This is a genomic window from Mycobacterium sp. 29Ha, assembly GCF_032883055.1.
Lineage (GTDB): Bacteria > Actinomycetota > Actinomycetes > Mycobacteriales > Mycobacteriaceae > Mycobacterium > Mycobacterium gallinarum.
Genome location: NZ_JAMQTI010000001.1, coordinates 390,703 through 410,832, shown reverse-complemented (window position 1 = coordinate 410,832; position 20,130 = coordinate 390,703). Strand labels below are relative to the sequence as shown.

Sequence of the window (20,130 nt, the reverse complement as noted above, 5' to 3'; positions counted from 1 at the left end):
ATTACGGTGCGGCGCGCACCGTCTCATCGACTATGGGCAATCGGCGCGCGGCCACCGCGTCGTGGATCGATTCCGTCAGCTCGGAGCAGGACAAGAACAGCGTGGGCCGGCCAGGAGTATCCAGTAGCGCGGCATTACGCCGCTGCGGGCAGCGAGCCATCGCGTCGGCGTCCCACTGCACGCTCGTCTGCTCCCAACTGCTCTTGCGGGCCAGTACTTCCGCACCGCATGTCCGGCACGCCACGGGCACCATCGGCACGTCGGCGAGCCGGTTGTCGGCCCGAAGGGTCACCCTGTCGCGCCCGAACGCTCGGCGATGTTCGCCTCGACTTCCTGCTGCCAGGCTTCGCGTGGGCGCGTGACATCGATCTCGTACTCGAACCGGTTTACCATGTCGGGTTCTACGTCGGCGAGGTCGACGTAGAACTGCTCGTACCACCGGCGCAACTGGTACACCGGCCCGTCCTCCTCGCACAGCAACGGGTTGTCGATGCGCACCTTGTTCTTCCAGATCTGCACGTCCTGCTCGAAGCCGACCTTGACCCAGTCGCCAAGCGCGATGGCGGCCTGCATTGCCGCTTCCTCGGGCAAGTGAGCCGACTTCTTAACGATGATTCCGTACTGCAGCACAAAGGAATTGGCATCGATCGGGTAATGGCAGTTGATGAGAATCGTCTTCTGGTCGTCGTTCTCGAAGTGGTAGGTCAGGTCGTCGATCATGAACGAGGGGCCGTAGTACGACGCCACTGAGGTCGTGCCGAGCAGTCGTGGCTGGCCTTCCGGATCCGGTATGTCCCCGCGAGAGCCGCTGTTCATGTACTGCGTCGCGAGGTGTCCTTCAAAAATGTTCTTGAACTGCGTCGGCATCGAGCCGTGGATGTAGAAGAAGTGCGCCATGTCCACGACGTTGTCGATGATCTCGCGGCAGTTGGTGTGAACGACGGTGGTGTACCAATGCCAGTCGGTCCAGTCGTCGCTCGCCGCACCCTCGATCCGGGGTATGGCGACTTCCGGCGGCGGCGGGTTGCGCTCGGGGTCGTTCCAGACGAACAGCATGCCGTCCTGTTCCAGGGTGGTCCACGTCGCGGTGCGGGCCAGCCTCGGCGTCCGCTTGCTGTAGGGCACCTTCTTGCATCGGCCGTCGCCGCCCCATCGCCAGTCGTGAAACGGGCAGGCGATCTCGTCGCCCTTCACGGTGCCCTGACTCAGATCCCCGCCCATGTGACGGCAGTAGCCGTCGAGCACGTTGATCTTGCCGTCGCCGCTGCGGAACACCACCAGCTTCTGGCCGAACGCGCTCACCGAGTGTGGCTCGCCGTCGCCGAAGTCCCTGATCAGACCCAGGCAGTGCCATCCGCGGGCAAATCGGGTCGGCGCTGCTGCGGCTTCGATCTGCCGAATCTCGTCGGTTTCTGCGGTCCCTGGCTGCAACGTCATGCCCTCGTTGTACGCCCGCGGCGCGGCTCGTGGCGCGAATCGTCCCGCTGGGAGGGAAGATCCTCCGCGACAGTGACCGCCCCGACCTACTGTCGAAGCCGTGACGACTGCTGCGCCCACCACCGTTCCCGCCGGGAAGCCCCTGCGCGATACGTCCGTCGACCTGCTCGTGGTGGGATCGGGCACCGGCATGGCCGCCGCGCTGGCGGCCGCCGAGCACGGACTCAACGTGCTGATCGTCGAGAAATCGCCATACGTCGGCGGTTCCACCGCGAGGTCCGGCGGGGCCCTGTGGATTCCCGCGAGCCCGGTGCTCGAGGAGAACGGAGCCGGGGACACCGCGCAGAAGGCACGGACCTACCTGGACTCGGTCGTCGCCGGCACCGCTCCGCCGCAACGGTCAGCGGAGTTCGTCACCCACCTCGCGGCGACAGTCCAGATGCTGCGCCGCACCACGCCCATGCGGTTCACGTGGGCACGCGACTACTCCGACTACCACCCCGAGCAACCCGGGGGAAGTGCCGACGGGCGGACGTGTGAGTGCAGACCGTTCAACACCTCGCTTCTCGGCCGGTACCGCTCGTTGCTGCGCCCGGGGTTGATGGAGCCGACGATCCCGATGCCGACCACGAGTGCGGACTATCGCTGGATGAACCTGATGGTCCGGGTACCTCGAAAAGGCCTGCCGCTCATCGCCAAACGACTGGCTCAGGGCATCGGCGGCCTGATGCTCGGACGACGGTACACCGCAGGCGGACAGGCGCTGGCCGCAGGCTTGTTCGCAGGCGTCCTGCGCGCGGGCATCGGTGTGTGGACGCAGACCACGCTGGTGCGGCTGATCACCGACGGCGACCGGGTCACCGGAGCCGTCGTCACCCACAACGGACGCGAGGTCACCATCCAAGCACGGCGCGGCGTCGTGTTGGCCGCGGGCGGCTTCGACCACAACATGGACATGCGGTGGAAGTTCCAGTCCGAATCACTCGGCGAGCACACCAGCCTGGGTGCCGAGACCAACACCGGTGATGCGATCCGCATCGCTCAAGATGCTGGTGCCGCAATCGATCTGATGGATCAGGCGTGGTGGTTCCCTGCGGTGGCACCGGTGCCGGGGGGCGATCCGCTGGTCATGCTCGCCGAACGATCCCTGCCGGGCTCGCTGATCGTCGACCAGACGGGCCGGCGGTTCACCAATGAGTCGTCCGATTACATGTCGTTCGGCCAGTGCGTGCTCGAAAGGGAGCGTGCCGGTAACCCCGTCGAGTCCATGTGGATCGTTTTCGATCAGCAGTACCGCAACAGCTATGTCTTTGCCGCGGACCGCTTTCCGCGAATGAGTCTGCCGCAGTCGTGGTACGACGCGGGGATTGCCCACCGCTCCGACGATCTGGCCGAACTCGCGCGCATGATGAAGGTGCCCGAGGCGGAGTTCGTCGCCACCGTCGGCCGATTCAACGAGATGTCGCGCGCTGGACACGATTCCGACTTCGGTCGCGGACGCAGCGCGTATGACCGCTACTACGGCGACCCCACGATCACTCCGAACCCGAATCTGCGCCCGCTCGACCACGGCCCGTTCTATGCGGTCAAGATGGCGCTCAGCGACCTCGGTACGTGCGGCGGCCTGCGCGCCGACGAGCGCGCCCGGGTGCTGCGCGAAGACGGCACCGCCATCGCGGGGCTGTATGCGATCGGCAACACCGCCGCGAACGCGTTCGGCGCCACCTACCCCGGTGCGGGCGCGACGATCGCGCAGGGTCTGGTGTACGGATACATTGCCGCCCGCGACGCCGCCGCGACGTGATCACGCGTGGTCTGATGTCGCCGCCGGGGCGGCTCCGTCGTCGGCCTCGGCTTTCTTCTCGATCTCGTACCAGTATTCCGGTGCAGGCCAAGGGACTTTCGTTCGTCCACCGTCACCGACACGCGGGAACTCGGCCTCGGCCTCGTCGAGCTCCTTGATCATCTTCAGGGTCAGCTCGCGCTCGTTGGCGTAGTACCGCTCGGCCCAGTTCAGCGCTACTCGCGCATAGGCCCATGTCGTGTCGGCTCCCGCCCATTTGGCGTCCTTGGCCGCGCTGCGATGCATCTCGTCGGCGTAAGCCAGGTGTTCTTGCAGGATCTCGCGCAGCCTGGCGGGGTTGGTGAGGTGCCCCAGCGTCACCCGCAGCAGAGGACTGTGCTTGAGCACCGGCGGATCGAGCGGAGCGTCGTTTGCCCACCGGGTCACCGCCTCCATGCCCTCTTCAGTGATCTTGTACAGCCTGCGACTGCGAGGGCTGCCGTCGCTATCGACACGCGATGTCACGAAGCCGAGTTGCTCGAGCTTCTTGAGTTCGGAGTAGATCTGGCTGTACGCAGGGCTTCCGTAAAAGAACCGCATACTCCAATCGATCCACTTCCGGATGTCATATCCCGACAGCTCGTACTCGTACGACAGCATGCCCAATAGCGCCCAGCTGGTCGCCGCAAGGTTCGGCTTCCCCTGCTGGTCGCTGTCTTTCACCAGCTCAGACTAACAACCCAGGTCACACTCGAACGCGAACTGACCACTGGGCGGGAGACCTGGTTGCGGTCGGACTCCTCAAGGCTGAAAGTTGCGTGCACCGCGACTTGGGAAGGCGATGACAGAAACTCACGAACTGCTGACCGCGGCTGTGCGCCGTCTGATCGACGCCACCATCCGCACGGAAGTCGACTCGACCGCCATCGCAGCCGCAACCGAAAGGATCGAGGCGGCCACGGCGCATCTGAGCGAATCACTCCTACCGGGATCGTTCGGTGTGCAAACCGGACCGGACGGTCACCCGATCGCGTGGGGCAACGTCGTCATCGGGATCCGCAATCCCGTCGCGCCTCCCCTGGCTGTTCATCACGGCACGGACGGCGTGGTGCACACGGACTTCATTCTCGGCGCCGCCTACGAGGGGCCGCCGGGTCATGTCCACGGCGGTGTGTGCGCGATGATCCTCGACCACGTCCTCGGCGCCACCGCGCACCAGCCGGGTAAGCCCGCCGTCACCGGCACGCTGACGCTGCGCTACCTCCGCGGCACCCCCCTGGGGCGGCCGCTGCGCGCCCAGGCGCATGTCGAGCGCATCGAGGGTGCGAAAACGTTTGCCGTCGGCCACATCGCCGGCCCCGGTGGGATCACCGTCGAGGCGGAGGGCGTGTTCATCCATCCGAAGCGAGGTCGGGCAGATGGCTGACAATTCTGGTCCGACCCAGCAGTATCTGCCTATGGCACCTCTTCAGCGATACAACGATCGTCGAGTCCTGATCACCGGTGGCGGCTCCGGGATCGGTCAGGCGACCGTGCTGCGGATCCTGGACGAAGGCGGCCGGGTGGCGGCGGCGGACGTGAGCGAGTCCGGTTTGAAGGACACCGTCGCCAAGGCCGAACCGCACCGCGACCGGCTGACGGCGGTGGTCCTCGACGTCTCCAGTGAGGAGTCTGTGAAGCAGGGCGTGGCCCAGGCCGTCGAAGCGCTCGGAGGTCTCGACGCGCTGGTGAACGCGGCGGGGATATTGCGGTCGGTGCATTTTCTCGAAACCACGCTTGCCGATTTCGAACAGGTGCTGCGGATCAATCTGATCGGCACGTTCCTGATGACGCGAGAGGCCATCCCCGCGTTGCGCAACGGCACCGACCCTGCCGTCGTCAACTTCAGTTCCACCTCCGCGGCCTTCGCGCACCCCTACATGTCCGCCTACGCAGCGTCGAAGGGCGGGGTTCAAGCGATGACCCACACGCTCGCGCTGGAGTTCGCGAAGGAGCGGATCAGGTTCAACTCGGTTCAGCCCGGCTCGATCTCGTCCGGAATGACCGACGGCACCGGCGAATCCAAACAGAGCGTCGGTCCCGGACTGCCAGCCGACGCCGACTTCTCGCTGTTCGGCAAGATCATGCCGACCCTCCCGGTGGACGGCGGCGGCATGTTCGCCAGGCCGGACGCCGTCGCCGCTGTGGTGGCGATGCTCGCCTCCTCGGATGCCTATTTCGTGACGGGGACCGAGGTGCGAGTCGACGGCGGAACCCACATGTAACGTGCTTTCAATGACGACCCCCGAGCGGCCCCTCCGTGTGATTCAGTGGACCACGGGCAACATCGGCCGACGATCGCTGCACGCGATCATCGGCCGCGATGACATGGAACTCGTCGGCGTTTACGCCCACGGCGCGGACAAGGTGGGAGTCGACGCGGCCGAGCTGTCGGGCTGGCCCGAACCCACCGGCATCAAGGCCACCAACGACATCGCGGAGCTCATCGCGTTGGCACCCGACGCCTGTTGTTACAACCCGCTGTGGCCCAGCATCGATGAACTCGTCGCACTGCTCGAAGCCGGCGTGAACGTGTGCACCAGCGCCGCCTGGATCACCGGCGGCAAGCAGACACCCGAGGATCTGACGCGCATCCGGAAAGCTTGCGAGAAAGGCAATTCCACGATCTTCGGCAATGGCGCCCACCCGGGCATGACGAACATGGTGGGCATGGTGCTGTCAGGCTCGTGCGAGCGGGTCGACGAAATCCGGATCACCGAATCGGTCGACTGCTCGACGTACGAGTCGGCGGGAACGCAGACGGCGATGGGCTTCTCGCAGGACCCCGACACCCCGGGTCTGGCCGAGAGCGTGCGACGCGAGAGCGAGGTGTTCGCCGAATCCGCCGCGATGATGGCCGACGCCATCGGCGCCAAGCTCGACAGAATGACGTTCGACGTGACGTTCACGCCCGCGACCGGCGACAGCGATCTGGGATTCATGCAGATCCCCTCGGGCACCGTCGGCGGTGTCATGGGCTATCACCGCGGCTGGGTGGGCGACAAGAACGTCGTCAGCGTCGGATTCAACTGGATCATGGGCAGCCACGTCACCCCGCCCAAGCCGCTCGAACACGGTCACGTCATCCAAGTGTTCGGCCTGCCGAACATGCGCACGGTGCTGCACTGCCTGCCGCCCAAGGACTGGACCGAGCCCGGATTCATGGGCCTCGGCATGATCTACACGGCGATGCCGGTCACCAACGCCGTGCCCGCAGTCGTCGCGGCCGCACCAGGCATCGTCACGCTCAAGGACCTCCCGCCGGTCACCGGCCGGGTGGCCCGCTAATCGGCGGTCTGGACGACGACGCCGATGGCGCCGGCGCCGAGGTGAATCGCCAACACCGGGCCCATGTCGGTGACGGTGAGCGAGTCGATCTGCGGTAAGCGCGCGGTCAGCGCGGCGCCCATTTCGTCTGCGCCATCGTGATTGTCGACGTGGTGGACGGCGATCCTCGCGCCGCCCTCGCCGACGATCTCCGCGACCCGCTCGACCATGGCGGTGTGCGCCTTGGTGAGCGTGCGCACCCGCTGATCCAGCACGAGTCGACCGTCCACATCCAGACACAGCAGCGGCTTGAGCGACAGCGCCGTGCCCAGCCACGACGCCGCCGTGCCGATCCGCCCGCTGCGCCGCAAGTTGTCCAGTCGGTGCACAACGATGAACGCGTGAGTGCGCGGCACCGCCGAACGGGCTTCCGCCTCAACGGCTTCCAAATCCTCGCCGGCAGCTGCCGCGTCTGCCGCGGCGCACGCGACAAACCCGACCCCCATCGCCGCCGATCGTGAATTGACCACGCGGACCGAGGGGCCGAACTCGCGGGCCGCCTGCACCGCCGTGCTGAAGGTGCTCGACAGCGCGGCGGAGAGGTGGACTGCGACGACACCGTCGCCGTTGCTGTCGGCCAGCGCCTGCCGGTACGTCTCGGTCAGCGCCGCCGGCGATGCCCCCGAGGTCGTCGCGCGCGGGCGGTCGTGAATGTCGTTGGGCACGTCGTCGACACCGTCACGGAGATCGGCGCCGTCCACCAGGACATGCAGCGGCACCTGACGGATGTTGTTCTGCTTCAGCTCATCTGCCGTCAGACGGGACGACGAGTCCGTCACGACGATCACGGACATGCCACGCCGGCCTCCGCGAGCGCCTTGAGCATCAGGTCGGCCACGGCCTGGTGCGCTTCGAAATTCCAATGGATGCCATCTGGATTCCCCCGGCCGCTCATGACCTCGTCGCCGACGGCGGCCTTCAGGTCGACGAGGGGAATGCCGTGTTCGGCCGCCCATGCGGTGATCGCCTTCACCGTGCCTTCGCGGCCGTGGTGCGCCTTTCCGTAGGTCTCGGCGATGTGCACCGAAGGCAACGACGCCACCACCGGGATTCCGGGACGGTTGAAATCGATGGCGCCACGCGTCATCTCGAGGTATTCGACTGACACGTGGGGCGGCAGCGCCGCACGGGACACCGGCGAGAGGCGCGGCTGAAGCCAGCCGTACCCATCGCGCGCCCAGCGCCGCAGCCACGCCGGACGGATGTACCGGATCAGCTCGCGCAGCGCGGTGGGCAGCGGCGACGGCAGCGAATCCATCCCACATGTCGCGAACACCACCGCACCCGCACGCGGCAGCGCCGCCCAGGCCCGCGGGTCCTGGGTGGCGGCCCACCACACGTCGCGGCAGGTCCAGCCGATCCGGCCGATGAGCTCGACATCCCAATCAAGCTGTGCAGCAACGATATTAGGCCATATACGTGGGTCGTCGGACGGCAGCCCGCCGGTCGGGCCGTAGTACGACAGCGAGTCGCAGAACAGCAGCAGCGTCGGGCGGACGGGATCAGAGGACATCGTTGGCAACCTGCGCCGAGGCGTTCCACACGTCGAGCCGCCAGCGAATGTCCGTTGGCGCGGCGTCGACGTCGCTGTGCGCGGACAACTGCACCCAGCTGCAGTTGCCCATGCCGCCGAGGATCGGCCAATTGTCGACGGGCAAACCGAGCAATCCAGCGGTCAGCGCGGCGATCAGCCCGCCGTGAGCGACGAGCACCACCGGCCGTTCCGGATCGTCGACACCCCAATCCGCATGCTCGGCGAGCAGCTCGTTCACCAGCGGCATGCTGCGCGCGGCCACGTCGACCCGGCTCTCTCCGCCATGCGGTGCCCAGCGGGCGTCTTCGCGCCACGCCAGCCGGGCGCCCGGCGCCTGGGCGTCGACCTCGAGATGCGTCAACCCCTGCCAGTCGCCGAGGTGCGTCTCGCGAAGCCGGGTGTCCAATTGCACTGGCATTCCGGCGCGCTCCCCCAGGCTGACCGCGGTGTCCAGCGCCCGTCGCAGGTCAGAGGACACGATGAGCAACGGCTGCCGCTTGGCCAGCACCTCGGCCGCGGCAACGGCCTGATCCCGGCCCAGATCGGACAGTTCGGTGTCCAGTTGGCCCTGCATGCGGCTGCCCGCGTTGTACTCGGTCTGCCCGTGACGCAGCATGACCAGTCGGCGGATCCTCACGAGTCGGATTCCTCCGCTCTTCGCGCAAGCGGCTCATCGGATTCCAGATCCACCGCGATGACGGGGCAGTCACGCCACAGCCGATCGAGGGCATAGAAATCGCGCTCGTCCTGATGCTGGATGTGCACAACGATGTCGACGAAATCGAGCAGCGTCCACCGTCCCTCGCGGCCGCCTTCCCGCCGGGCCGGCTTGTGCCCCGCCAGCCGCATCTTCTCCTCGACCTCGTCGACGATCGCGTTGACCTGCCGCTCGTTGGACGCCGACGCGATGACGAAGCAGTCGGTGATGACCAGCTGCCCCGAAACGTCGATCACGGTGACGTCCTCGGCGAGCTTGGACGACGCCGCCCGCGCGGCCACCGTCGCCATGTCGATCGCCTCTTGGGATGCGCTCATCGGGGGGACTCCTCCGCCAACGAATTGGCCTCGTACAGCTTGCGTTTGGCCACGTACTGCACCACACCGTCGGGCACCAGATACCAGATGGGCCTGCCCTTTTCGGCGCGCCTACGGCAGTCGGTCGACGAGATCGCCAGCGCGGGAACCTCCACGAGGCTCAGCGCTTCAGGCGGCAGCTCGGCCATGGCCGCCTTGATGTGCTGACCGTCGAGCTCGTAACCGGGCCGGCTGACTCCGACGAATTTGGCGATGGAGAACATCTCCTCCCAGTTCTGCCAGGACAGAATCGACGCCAGCGCGTCGGCTCCGGTGATGAAGTACAGGTCCGCGTCCGGGTTGAGCGCACGCAGGTCGCGCAGGGTGTCCTTGGTGTAGGTCGGACCGCCGCGGTCGATGTCGACGCGGCTGACCGAGAACCTCGGGTTCGACGCGGTGGCGATGACGGTCATCAAATAGCGGTCCTCGGCGGCGGTGACGTGGCGGTGATGCTTCTGCCACGGCTGACCGGTCGGGACGAAAACCACCTCATCGAGCTCGAACAAGTCGGTGACCTCGCTTGCTGCGACCAGGTGGCCGTTGTGGATGGGATCGAACGTCCCACCCATCACGCCCAGCCTGCGTCGCGAAACCACGATTGACCAGCTTACTTCCCGCGTCGAGCGTGGGCTTGACGCACGGTTTCGGCCGACAAAGTGTGCGGGTAACCCACGTTCGCGCCGACCCTAGACCGGCAGCAGCGCATCGATGACCGAGGCGAGCTGCTTGGCGGACCGACATTCGTGCATCGTGATGACGTCCTGATAGCGCGGCACCGCCGAGTCGCCGCTGCCCCATAGGTGCCGCGGCTCGGGGTTGAGCCAGTGCGCGTGCCGGCTGGAGTTGACCATGTGCGCCAGCAGCTCGATCTCGGGGTTGCGATAGTTGTTGCGCCCGTCGCCGAGCACCAGCAGGGAGCTGCGCGGCGACAGCACATTCGGCCAGGTGTTCATGAACGAGGCGAACGCGTGCCCGTAGTCGGAGTGGCCGTCGCGGGTGTACACCCCGGCTTCGCGGGTGATCCGCTGCACAGCGACCGCCAGGTCGGCGTCCGGCCCGAACAACTCGGTCACCTCGTCGGTGGTGTCGATGAACGCGAAGACCCGAACCCGGGAGAACTGCTGGCGCAGCGCGTGCACGAGCATCAACGTGAAATGACTGAAACCGGCAACCGACCCGGATACGTCGCACAGCACCACCAGTTCGGGCCGCGCCGGATGCGGCTTCTTGAGCACCACGTCGATCGGCACGCCGCCGGTGGACATCGATTTGCGCAGTGTTTTGCGCAGATCGATCTCACCCTGTCGCGCCCGGCGCCGCCGGGCGGCCAGCCGGGTCGCCAGCGTACGCGCCAGCGGCTTCACGACGCGTTGCATCTGACGCAGCTGTTCGCCTGAGGCACGCAGGAACTCGACGTTCTCCGCGAGCTGCGGCACGCCGTACATCTGCACGTGGTCGCGGCCCAGCTGTTCAGCGGTGCGACGTTTCGTTTCCGCCTCGACCATTCGACGCAGTTGATTGATGCGTTGCGCCGCCATCGCTTTGGCGATCTGCTCCTGGGTTGGCGTCGGTTCGTCGCCGTAGGGGGCGAGCAGGCCGGCCAGCAGCCGGCCTTCCAGGTCGTCGAGGTTCATGGCCTTGAGCGCCTGATAGGACGAATAAGACGGGCCGCGGCTGGAGTTGTACCGCCCGTGCGCCTCGACGATCTGGGCGATCATCCGCTGGAGCCGCTCGTCCAGATTGGCCAGATCCTCGTTGGCTTCCAATAGGTCCAACAGCGCCTGCCGCATGGCGTCGACATCCTCGGGCGGCAATCCCTCGGGCTCGCCGCCCGTTTCGTCGTCATCGTCGACGAAGACGGTCTTCGCGCCCAGCGCCGCGGGAAACCACAGATCGAACATCGCGTCGTAGGTCTCGCGGTGATCGGGGCGGCGCAGCACCGCGCATGCAAGTCCCTCGCGCAGCTGTTCCCGGCTCTGCAGCCCCAGTACCGACATCACCCGCCCGGCATCGACGGTTTCCGACGGACCCACCGAAATCCCCTGCCCGCGCAGCGCTTCCACGAACTCGACCAGGTGGCCGGGTATTCCGTGCGGCGCCAACGGCTGCGGTGGGCGGGTTCGGCGGACTGCCATCAGTTCTCTCCTAGTTCAGGCGTAGCTCGCCGGAGGCTTTGATCTGATCGGACTGGTGTTTGAGCACCACTCCGAGAGTCGCCGCGATGGTCGCATCGCTGATCGTGTCCAGCCCCAGTGCCAGCAAGGTGCGGGCCCAGTCGATGGTCTCGGCCACCGAGGGGAGCTTCTTGAGCTGCATACCGCGCAGCACGCCGATGATGCGGACCAGTTCCTCGGCGAGGTGTTCGGGCAGTTCGGGCACGCGGGACAACAGGATGCGCCGTTCCAGCTCGGCATCGGGAAAGTCGATGTGCAGGAACAGACACCGGCGCTTGAGCGCCTCTGACAGTTCACGAGTGGCATTGGAGGTCAGCACGACGAACGGTTTGCGCTCGGCGACGATGGTGCCCAGTTCGGGCACCGTCACCGCGAAGTCGCTGAGCACCTCCAGCAGCAGGCCCTCGATCTCGATGTCCGCCTTGTCCGTCTCGTCGATTAGCAGCACCGTCGGCTCGGTGCGTCGGATCGCGGTCAGTAGCGGACGCGTCAGCAGGAACTCTTCGCTGAACACATCGGTTTTGGTCTGGTCCCAGTCACCGGAGCCGGCCTGGATGCGCAGGATCTGCTTGGCGTGGTTCCACTCGTACAGCGCGCGGGCCTCGTCGACGCCCTCGTAGCACTGCAGCCGCACCAGACCTGAGCCGGTCGCCTGCGCGACCGCGCGGGCCAGTTCGGTCTTACCCACACCGGCGGGACCTTCGACCAACAACGGCTTGCCCAGCCGGTCGGCAAGGAATACCGCTGTGGCGGTTGCGGTGTCGGGAAGGTAGCCCGTCTCGGCGAGCTTCTTGCCGACATCGTCGATGTCTGCGAACAACGGTGCTGGGCGCGCGGGGACGCTCACTCGGCTACTCCTAATCAGGCGGGACGGGTCTGGCCGTCGCCCCACACAATCCACTTGGTCGATGTCAGTTCTGGCAGGCCCATCGGACCCCTGGCGTGCAGCTTCTGGGTCGAGATGCCGATCTCGGCGCCGAACCCGAACTGCTCGCCGTCGGTGAACGCCGTCGATGCGTTCACCATCACCGCCGCGGCGTCCACCTGCTCTGTGAACCGTTGTGCAGCAGCAAGATTGGTTGTCACGATGGCTTCGGTGTGACCGGTGCCGTATTCGTTGACGTGCTCGATCGCGGCGTCGAGACCGTCGACCACCGCGACCGCGATGTCCATCGACAGGAACTCCGCTCGAAGTTCGTCGTCCGACGGATTCTCGTGCAGCGTGACGCCAGCGTCGCGCAGCGCTTTCGTCAGCCGCGGCAGCGCGGTGTCGGCGATCGCGGCGTCGATCAACAGCGATTCGGCGGCATTGCACACGCTGGGCCTGCGCGTCTTGGCGTTGAGCAGAATGCGTTCGGCAACATCGAGATCGGCCGATTCGTGCACGTACACATGACAATTGCCGACACCGGTCTCGATGGTGGGGACCATCGCGTCGCGCACCACGGCGTCGATCAGCCCTGCTCCCCCACGCGGGATCACGACGTCGACGAGACCGCGGGCCTGGATCAGATGCGTGACGCTGGCGCGGTCGGCGCTGGGAAGCAGCTGCACGACGTCGGGTTCGAGCCCCTCACCGACCATCGCTGCCCGCAGCGCGGTGACGAGCGCTTCGTTGGACTGGGCCGCCGACGAGCTTCCGCGCAGCAGCGCCGAATTGCCGGACTTCAGCGTCAACCCGAACGCGTCGACGGTGACGTTCGGCCTGCCTTCATAGACGATGCCGACCACGCCGAGCGGGACGCGCTGCTGGCGCAACTGCAGGCCGTTGGGCAGCGTGCGCCCGCGCAGCACCTCGCCGATGGGGTCGGGCAGCCCGGCGACCTGTCGCAGTCCGGCGGCGATGCCGTCCACACGCTGAGGATTCAGCGCGAGCCTGTCGAGCATGGCCTCCGGTGTGCCTGCGGCTCTGGCAGCCTCGAGATCGCGCTCGTTGGCGGCGAGGATCTCGTGCACCCGCGCAAGCACCGCGTCTGCCGCGGCATGCAGCGCGCGGTTCTTGGTTTCGGTGGACAGCGTGGCCAGGGTGCGGGCGGCGACGCGGGCCCGGCGGGCGGCGTCGTGGACCTGCGAGCGCAAGTCGGACCCAGGCCCATCTGTCGCTTCACTCCAGGCTGCAGCCTGCACACTCATTGAGCCAGCGTATCGAACCTCTCTGGGCAGTTCGACACGTGTCAGGTAGCGGGCCTGGGCTAGCTTGGCTGTTATGGCCGCACGGGTCTGTGTTGTGGGCAGTGTCAACGCCGATCTGACGTTCACCGTGAACGCGTTACCGCGGCCCGGCCAAACGGTGCTGGCGTCCGCACTGCTGTCCTCACCAGGGGGCAAGGGCGGAAATCAGGCGGTGGCCGCGGCGCGCGCGGGCGCATCGGTGCAGCTTGTCGCCGCTCTCGGTAGCGACGCGACCGCCGAGCAGTTGCGCGCGCACCTGTCCGCGAACGACGTAGGGCTCGACGGGCTGGTGTCGGTGGCCGGGCCCAGCGGCACGGCGGCCATCGTGGTGGACGCCGCGGCCGAGAACAACATCGTGGTCGCCCCCGGCGCCAACGCCAAGTTGTCTGTCGACTCCGCCGACGTCCAGGCAGTCATCGCCGACAGCGATGTCGTTCTGCTGCAGCTGGAGATCCCGATCGCCACCGCGATCGCTGCCGCACGCGTCGCCCGGGCCGCCGGCGCGACAGTCATCGTCAACGCCTCCCCGTCCGGCGCGCGGCCGCACGATCTGCTCGCACTGTCCGAACTGGCCGACGTCGTCGTCGTCAACGAAGCGGAAGCTCGTGAATGGCACTGGCCCGTCGCCCATCTTGTGATCACCCGCGGCAGGCGAGGCGCGAGTTACCTCGGCGAGGACGAACGCTTCGATGTCCCCGCGCCGCGGGTCACGCCCGTCGACACCACGGGTGCGGGCGACGTATTCGCCGGCGTGCTGGCCGCCGGCTGGCCGACCGGCCACGAGGTCGCCCTGCGCCGGGCATGCGCGGCCGGGGCACTGTCGACGCTGGTGCCGGGCGCGGGCGACTGCGCGCCGTACGCCGAGGCCATCGATGATGCGGTTTCCAACAGAAAAGCGAGCGAGGGACATTTATGACGAAGACCGGGCCACCGCGGCCACCCGAGGGCGACTGGCTGGGCACCCCGTACCTGCGCTTCACCCGTGAGGGTGCGTTCGGGGTGTGCACGCTGGACCGGCCCGAGGCACGCAACGCGATGACACCCGCGATGTACTTCGGTATTCGGTACGCGGTCAGGCACGTCGACGCCGACCCGGATCTGGCCGGCTTGCTGATCACCGGCACCGGTGACGTGTTCGCCCCCGGCGGCGACATGGGCGGCGGCGACGGCAGCGACGATTGGCTGACGTTCGGTTCGGCGCTTGGCATGGACGTCACGCCGTTCGAGACGCTGCGCCAGTCGGTGAAGCCCGTGGTCTCGGCGGTGAACGGGTTGTGTCAGGGCGGCGGGTTGCAGATCGCGCTGTGCAGTGACATGACGGTGGTGAGCGATCGGGCGACGTTCCGAGTACCCGAGCTGCTGCGCGGCATCGCCGACACGTACTACAGCCAGATGCTGGCGCGCCTCATCGGCCCGGTCCGCACCCGCGATCTGATGTTCACCGGCCGCACGCTGACCGCGCAGGAGGCCCACGAGTGGGGCATGGTCGCGCGGATCGTCCCGCACGACGAGCTCCTCGATTCCGCCCGCGAAGTGCTCGGTCAATGCTGCCGGACCGCACCCGCGGCCAGGGGCTTGGTCAAGTCCAGCCTGGACAACTACCTGGGACTGTTCGACCGCATCGGCATGCAGGCCGGCCTGTCCGGGCCCGAGGCCCTGGAGGGCTTCATGTCGTTCAAGGAGCGGCGTTCGCCGAACTGGGTGCACCCCGACCTGCGCCTCGACGGCCGCCTCTAGACGCGATTTAATAGTTCAGGGTTTTCTGAATACAGAATCTGATGTACCGTCAGTCCCATGCAGGCGGTGACTCACAGCGACGCGCTCTCACGCTTCGGATACGCACTGTCCGATCCGACCCGCGCCGAAATCCTGTTGATGCTGCGCGACGCGCCCGGCTACCCGTCCGACCTGGCCGACAAGATCGGGGTGTCGCGTCAGATCCTGTCCAACCACCTCGCCTGCCTGCGCGGCTGCGGTCTGGTGGTCGCCCAACCCGAGGGCAGGCGTAGCCGCTACGAATTGGCCGACAAGCGGATCGCGCACGCCCTCGACGATCTGGTCGGCCTGGTCCTCGCCGTCGATCCGGCGTGCTGCCCGGCCGCCGAAACCGACGACTGCTGCTGATGACCGCCCTGACCGAGGCGCGGCGGGCAGTGCTTACCCGTCGGATCCGACTTCTGGTGGCCGCCACCATCGCCTACAACGTGGTCGAGGCGGTGGTGGCGCTGGCCGAAGGCACCAGAGTGTCGTCCTCGGCGCTCATCGGATTCGGCCTCGACTCCGTTGTCGAGATCTCGTCGGCGGCTGCGGTCGCGTGGCAGTTCTCGGCCGCCGACCCGGAAGCGCGGGAGAAGACGGCGCTGCGCTTCATCGCGTTCTCGTTCTTCGCGCTCGCGGCCTACGTCACCGTCGACGCGGTGCGCGCATTGGCCGGCATCGGTGAGGCGCGCCCGTCGACCGTCGGCATCGTGCTTGCCGCGCTCAGCCTGGCAATCATGCCGGTACTGTCATTGACCCAACGGCGCGCCGGCCGTGAGCTCGGATCGCTCTCAGCCGTAGCGGATTCCAAGCAGACACTGCTCTGCACCTACCTGTCGGCGATTCTGCTGGCCGGTCTGCTGCTCAACAGCGTGCTCGGCTGGTCGTGGGCCGACCCCGTCGCAGCGCTCGGTATCGCCGCGATCGCCGTGCGCGAAGGCGTCAACGCCTGGCGCGGAGACCCATGCTGTCCATGAACGTCCTGAAAGGACCCGAATAAAATGGTCATGCCCACCATCGCGCTGGTGCTCTTCGCGGTGTTCGCGCTACTCGGATTCGGTTGGCGCAGTTGGGAACAGCGGCGGCGCACCGGATCCACCGGATTCCGCGGCATCAGCGGCCGCCCCGGATCGGTCGAGTGGTTCGCCGGAGTGGGATTCATCATCTCCATGGGTATCGCGGTCTTCGCGCCCATCCTGCAGATGCTCCGCGTGGTCGCGCCGGTGAATTTCCTGCACGCGCCGTGGATCCAAATCACGGGCGCCGTCATCGCCGTGATCGGTATCGCCACCACCGTGTACGCGCAGCTGGACATGGGTGACTCGTGGCGGATCGGCGTCGACAAGAGCGAGACGACGACACTGGTGCGCACCGGCGTCTTCGGGTGGGTGCGCAACCCGATCTTCACCGCGATGATGACGTTTGGCCTCGGACTCGCCCTGATCACACCGAATCCGGTCGCCGTCATCGGATTCGCTCTGCTGATCGTCACGATCGAGCTTCAAGTGCGCGTGGTCGAGGAGCCCTACCTGCTGACCGCGCATGGCGAGGCCTATCGCGATTACCTCGCTGCTGTCGGCCGGTTCATCCCCGGAGTGGGACGCACTTAGTCCTCGGGGATCTCGCGTTCGATCTCGTCGAGCCAGATACGCGCCGACATGTCCGACGGCGCCCGCCAGTCACCCCGCGGTGACAGCGATCCACCGTGCGACACCTTCGGCCCGTTGGGCAGCGCCGACCGTTTGAATTGAGAGAAGGAGTAGTACCGCTGCGCGAACACCTGCAGCCAGTGACGAATCTCCTTCAGCGAGTAAGCGGGCCGCTTGTCCAGCGGGAAGCCGGACGGCCAGTCGCCACGCTCAGGATCACTCCACGCGTGCCACGCCATGAATGCGATCTTCGATGGCCTGAACCCGTACCGCAGCACGCTGAACAGCGAAAAGTCTTGCAGCACATACGGTCCGACTTTGGCCTCGCTGCTCTGAATCTCCTCGTCCTCACCGCTGGGCACCAGTTCCGGTGTGATCTCGGTGTCGAGAACCGACTGCAGCACCTCGTTCACGGTGTCGTCGAACTGGTTCGACGAGATGACCCACCGGATCAAATGCTGAATCAGTGTTTTGGGCACTCCGCCGTTGACGTTGTAGTGCGACATCTGGTCGCCGACGCCGTAGGTGGACCAGCCGAGTGCGAGCTCGGAGAGATCGCCTGTGCCCAGCACGATTCCGCCGCGTTGGTTGGCCAACCGAAACAGGTAGTCGGTGCGAAGACCGGCCTGCACGTTCTCGAAGGTGACGTCGTAGACCTTCTCACCACGCGCAAACGGATGATCCATCTCCTTGAGCATCAACTCCGCCGTTGACTTGATGTCGATCTCGGCAAACGTGACTCCGAGTGCATCCGCGAGCCGGCTGGCATTGTTCTTGGTGTGCTCACCGGTCGCGAAGCCGGGCAGCGTGAACGCGAGAATGTCACTACGTGGGCGGTTTTCGCGATCCATGGCGCGGGCGGCGACGATCAGCGCGTGCGTCGAGTCCAGTCCGCCGGAGAGTCCGAGCACCACCTTGGGGTAGTTCAGTGCGCGCAGCCGCTGCTCCAGTCCGGCGACCTGAATGTTGTATGCCTCGTAGCAGTCGTGTTCCAGCCGTGTGGGATCCGCGGGCACGAACGGGAAGCGCTCCACCTCGCGGAGCAAACCGATGTCCCCGGCAGGCGGATCGAGCGTGAACTCCACCCTCCGGAACGACTCGGGGGTGATGCCCTGATGGATGCGGTTGTCGTCGAACGTGCCCATCCGCAGCCGCTCGGAGCGAATCAGTTCCAGGTCGACGTCGGCCGTGGATCGGCGCTCTCCCTTGGGAAAGCGCTCGGACTGCGCGAGGCAGACACCGTTCTCCCACACCATGGTCTGGCCGTCCCAGGCCAGGTCCGTGGTCGATTCGCCTTCACCGGCCGCGGCGTAGACGTACGCGGCGAGGCAGCGCGCCGACGCGGAGCGGGCCAGCAGGCAGCGGTCATCGGCACGGCCGATCGTGATGGGGCTGCCGGACAGGTTGGCCAGCACCGTCGCACCCGCAAGCGCGGCCTTCGCGCTCGGCGGCACAGGCACGAACATGTCCTCGCAGATCTCGACGTGCAGGACGAAGCCAGGTATGTCGGTTGCCGTGAACAACAGGTCGGGTCCGAATGGCACATCCGCGTCGCCCATCCGGATCGCGCCGCGCACCAGATCGCCCGCCGCGATTTGGCGCTTCTCGTAGAACTCGCGGTAGGTCGGCAGATAGGACTTGGGCACGACGCCGAGCACGCGGCCGCGATGGATCACGACCGCGGTGTTGTAGATCCGGTGCGCGTAGCGCAGCGGTGCGCCCACCACGAGGACGGGCAGCAGATCGCCCGACGCCGCCGTGATATCCAGCAACGCATCCTCGACCGCGTCCAGCAGGGTGTCCTGCAGCAGGATGTCCTCGATCGAGTATCCCGACAACGTCAGCTCGGGGAACACCGCCAGGCCGACCCCGTCGTCGTGACAGCCCCGCGCGATCCGCAGCACCGACTCCGCGTTGGCGGCGGGGTCGGCGAGGGTCGTCTGGTGGGTACAGGCGGCAACACGGAAGAAGCCCTGCCCGTACGCCGAGTAGAAATCCATGGTTCATTGTTGCCCGAAAACAGATCGGGGTATGCAACTCCCCATGAGTGACACTGCTCTGCTGGTCATCGACATGATGAACACCTATCAACACGAGGATGCCGACGCGCTGGTGCCCAACGTCGAGAACATCGTGGATCCGCTGGCGGGCCTCATTTCGCGCGCCCGTGACCGCGAGGACGTCGACCTGGTCTACGTCAACGACAACTACGGCGACTTCACGGCGGACTTCGACGACGTCGTGAAGGCCGCCCTGGACAGCGAACGTTCAGATCTGGTGACACCCGTCGCCCCCGACAAGGACAGCCTGCGAGTCACCAAGGTGCGCCACAGCGCGTTCTACGCCAGCTCGCTCGCGTATCTACTCCGCCGACTGGAGACCGAGCGTTTGATCATCACCGGGCAGGTGACCGAACAGTGCATTCTCTACAGCGCGCTCGACGCCTATGTGCGTCATTTCTCGTTCATCGTCCCCCCGGACTGCGTGGCCCATATCGATCCCGAACTCGGGGATGCCGCACTGACCATGATGAACAAGAACATGCACGCAGAGCTGGTACCGGCTGAGAAGTGCCTGCGCTGACGAATCCGCACCCTTGTGTTGGCCTGCAGTTCGCCCACATGCACCACTGCGGCTTCGGCGATTTTTCCTGCGTCGCGCATCGTGAATCGTCGACCTTTCGCCCGCGCGCCACCTGGAGGAATCGTGAATAAGCTTGCCGTGCAACGTCAGTCACGCCCCGTGCTCCTCGAGCTGTCCGAACTCTTCAGGCCTTTCCCTGGTTTTTCAACGTTTTCCAGCCTGCCGTCGATCGCTGGCCTGCGCCCCTTTTTCGACAACAACCTGCTGCGCATCGAGGACGAGACCGCTGACGGCCGCTACCAGGTTCGCGTCGAACTTCCCGGAGTCGACCCGATCGAGGACATCGAGGTCACCGTCCGCGACGGCGCGCTGACCATCAAGGCCGAGCGCACACAGTCGGCCGACACCGACGGTCGTTCGGAGTTTTCGTACGGATCGTTCGCGCGCACTATCGCGCTGCCCGTCGGCGCCGACGAGGACGACATCCACGCCACCTACGACCGCGGCATCCTCACCGTCTCCGTCACCCTCTCGGACGACGCGCCGATCGAGAAGCACGTCGAGGTCATCGAGACGATTCTGGTCGACGAGGACGATGAC

At 66.4% G+C, this 20,130-nt stretch carries 22 protein-coding genes and 1 pseudogene; 11 read left to right on the top strand and 12 right to left on the bottom strand.

The window, feature by feature from the left end; translation table 11 throughout:
• Position 1 precedes the first annotated feature (1 nt).
• Entirely contained in the window at positions 2-253 is a 252-nt protein-coding gene (locus tag M1248_RS02010) for a ferredoxin (RefSeq protein ID WP_174262243.1), read from the bottom strand.
• Between the two features lie 35 nt (positions 254-288).
• Positions 289-1,437 (bottom strand): Rieske 2Fe-2S domain-containing protein, encoded by a 1,149-nt coding sequence (locus M1248_RS02005; RefSeq protein ID WP_163729702.1) that lies wholly within the window; start codon positions 1,435-1,437, stop codon positions 289-291.
• 100 nt (positions 1,438-1,537) lie between these two features.
• Between M1248_RS02005 and M1248_RS02000 the strand changes: the two genes are divergently transcribed.
• A complete protein-coding gene (locus tag M1248_RS02000; protein WP_317147401.1) occupies positions 1,538-3,241 on the top strand; it encodes a 3-ketosteroid-delta-1-dehydrogenase in 1,704 nt (567 codons plus the stop codon).
• Here M1248_RS02000 and M1248_RS01995 read toward each other — a convergent pair whose 3' ends face one another.
• Complete coding sequence (locus tag M1248_RS01995) at positions 3,242-3,943, bottom strand: PadR family transcriptional regulator (RefSeq protein ID WP_232076121.1); 702 nt, start codon at positions 3,941-3,943, stop codon at positions 3,242-3,244. It abuts the gene before it with no gap.
• 118 nt (positions 3,944-4,061) lie between these two features.
• Here M1248_RS01995 and M1248_RS01990 point away from each other — a divergent pair, with 118 nt between their 5' ends.
• The 3 genes from M1248_RS01990 to M1248_RS01980 are packed head-to-tail and all read left to right on the top strand — an operon-like array spanning position 4,062 to position 6,547.
• Positions 4,062-4,646 carry a PaaI family thioesterase gene (locus tag M1248_RS01990; protein WP_163729704.1) on the top strand — a complete coding sequence of 195 codons (585 nt, stop codon included), beginning with the start codon at positions 4,062-4,064 and terminating at the stop codon, positions 4,644-4,646.
• Positions 4,647-4,677: 31 nt separating this feature from the next.
• Complete coding sequence (locus M1248_RS01985) at positions 4,678-5,484, top strand: SDR family NAD(P)-dependent oxidoreductase (protein WP_163737348.1); 807 nt, start codon at positions 4,678-4,680, stop codon at positions 5,482-5,484.
• A gap of 10 nt (positions 5,485-5,494) precedes the next feature.
• On the top strand, positions 5,495-6,547 hold the full coding sequence (locus M1248_RS01980; RefSeq protein ID WP_163729705.1) for a dihydrodipicolinate reductase: 1,053 nt from the start codon (positions 5,495-5,497) through the stop codon (positions 6,545-6,547).
• Here M1248_RS01980 and M1248_RS01975 read toward each other — a convergent pair.
• From M1248_RS01975 to M1248_RS01940, 8 genes are all read right to left on the bottom strand, one after another.
• Positions 6,544-7,380: a DegV family protein gene (locus M1248_RS01975; protein ID WP_317147400.1), complete on the bottom strand. Its 837-nt coding sequence runs from the start codon at positions 7,378-7,380 to the stop codon at positions 6,544-6,546. The two genes, M1248_RS01980 and M1248_RS01975, sit on opposite strands and share 4 nt — an antisense overlap.
• A complete protein-coding gene (gene octT, locus M1248_RS01970) occupies positions 7,371-8,099 on the bottom strand; it encodes a diglucosylglycerate octanoyltransferase (protein ID WP_163729707.1) in 729 nt (242 codons plus the stop codon). The genes M1248_RS01975 and octT overlap by 10 nt, the downstream gene beginning before the upstream one ends.
• Positions 8,089-8,757: a glucosyl-3-phosphoglycerate phosphatase gene (gene gpgP, locus M1248_RS01965; RefSeq protein WP_163729708.1), complete on the bottom strand. Its 669-nt coding sequence runs from the start codon at positions 8,755-8,757 to the stop codon at positions 8,089-8,091. Before gpgP ends, octT begins: the two co-directional genes overlap by 11 nt.
• Positions 8,754-9,155, bottom strand: coding sequence for a ribosome silencing factor (gene rsfS / locus M1248_RS01960; RefSeq protein ID WP_163729709.1), 402 nt, complete (start codon positions 9,153-9,155; stop codon positions 8,754-8,756). Before rsfS ends, gpgP begins: the two co-directional genes overlap by 4 nt.
• Positions 9,152-9,772, bottom strand: coding sequence for a nicotinate-nucleotide adenylyltransferase (gene nadD / locus M1248_RS01955; protein WP_286201663.1), 621 nt, complete (start codon positions 9,770-9,772; stop codon positions 9,152-9,154). The genes rsfS and nadD overlap by 4 nt, the downstream gene beginning before the upstream one ends.
• A gap of 108 nt (positions 9,773-9,880) precedes the next feature.
• The gene (locus M1248_RS01950; protein WP_163729711.1) at positions 9,881-11,329 is read right to left on the bottom strand and encodes a vWA domain-containing protein; all 1,449 of its coding nucleotides are present in this window, start codon (positions 11,327-11,329) and stop codon (positions 9,881-9,883) included.
• Positions 11,330-11,339: 10 nt separating this feature from the next.
• The gene (locus M1248_RS01945; protein WP_163729712.1) at positions 11,340-12,215 is read right to left on the bottom strand and encodes an AAA family ATPase; all 876 of its coding nucleotides are present in this window, start codon (positions 12,213-12,215) and stop codon (positions 11,340-11,342) included.
• 14 nt (positions 12,216-12,229) lie between these two features.
• Complete coding sequence (locus M1248_RS01940; protein ID WP_317147399.1) at positions 12,230-13,501, bottom strand: glutamate-5-semialdehyde dehydrogenase; 1,272 nt, start codon at positions 13,499-13,501, stop codon at positions 12,230-12,232.
• A 73-nt stretch (positions 13,502-13,574) separates the two neighbouring features.
• Here M1248_RS01940 and M1248_RS01935 point away from each other — a divergent pair, with 73 nt between their 5' ends.
• Genes M1248_RS01935 through M1248_RS01915 form a run of 5 tightly spaced genes read left to right on the top strand, consistent with a single transcriptional unit; the run spans position 13,575 to position 16,908 of the window.
• Positions 13,575-14,456, top strand: a complete 882-nt coding sequence (locus M1248_RS01935; RefSeq protein ID WP_317147398.1) for a ribokinase — start codon at positions 13,575-13,577, stop codon at positions 14,454-14,456.
• Positions 14,453-15,277 (top strand): enoyl-CoA hydratase/isomerase family protein, encoded by an 825-nt coding sequence (locus M1248_RS01930; RefSeq protein ID WP_163729715.1) that lies wholly within the window; start codon positions 14,453-14,455, stop codon positions 15,275-15,277. Before M1248_RS01935 ends, M1248_RS01930 begins: the two co-directional genes overlap by 4 nt.
• Before the next feature lie 57 nt (positions 15,278-15,334).
• Entirely contained in the window at positions 15,335-15,664 is a 330-nt protein-coding gene (locus tag M1248_RS01925; RefSeq protein WP_163729716.1) for an ArsR/SmtB family transcription factor, read from the top strand.
• Positions 15,664-16,275, top strand: coding sequence for a cation transporter (locus tag M1248_RS01920; protein ID WP_163729717.1), 612 nt, complete (start codon positions 15,664-15,666; stop codon positions 16,273-16,275). The genes M1248_RS01925 and M1248_RS01920 overlap by 1 nt, the downstream gene beginning before the upstream one ends.
• A gap of 30 nt (positions 16,276-16,305) precedes the next feature.
• A complete protein-coding gene (locus M1248_RS01915; RefSeq protein WP_163729718.1) occupies positions 16,306-16,908 on the top strand; it encodes a methyltransferase family protein in 603 nt (200 codons plus the stop codon).
• Here M1248_RS01915 and M1248_RS01910 read toward each other — a convergent pair.
• A complete protein-coding gene (locus tag M1248_RS01910; RefSeq protein WP_317147397.1) occupies positions 16,905-18,947 on the bottom strand; it encodes an NAD(+) synthase in 2,043 nt (680 codons plus the stop codon). The genes M1248_RS01915 and M1248_RS01910 overlap by 4 nt on opposite strands.
• A 43-nt stretch (positions 18,948-18,990) precedes the next feature.
• On the opposite strand from M1248_RS01910, the gene M1248_RS01905 reads away from it, so the two are divergent.
• Both M1248_RS01905 and M1248_RS01900 read left to right on the top strand, forming a co-directional pair.
• Positions 18,991-19,530, top strand: coding sequence for an isochorismatase family cysteine hydrolase (locus tag M1248_RS01905; protein ID WP_317147396.1), 540 nt, complete (start codon positions 18,991-18,993; stop codon positions 19,528-19,530).
• Between the two features lie 120 nt (positions 19,531-19,650).
• Positions 19,651-20,109 (top strand): annotated as a pseudogene (locus M1248_RS01900) (Hsp20/alpha crystallin family protein); the annotation flags it as partial.
• Positions 20,110-20,130 lie beyond the last annotated feature (21 nt).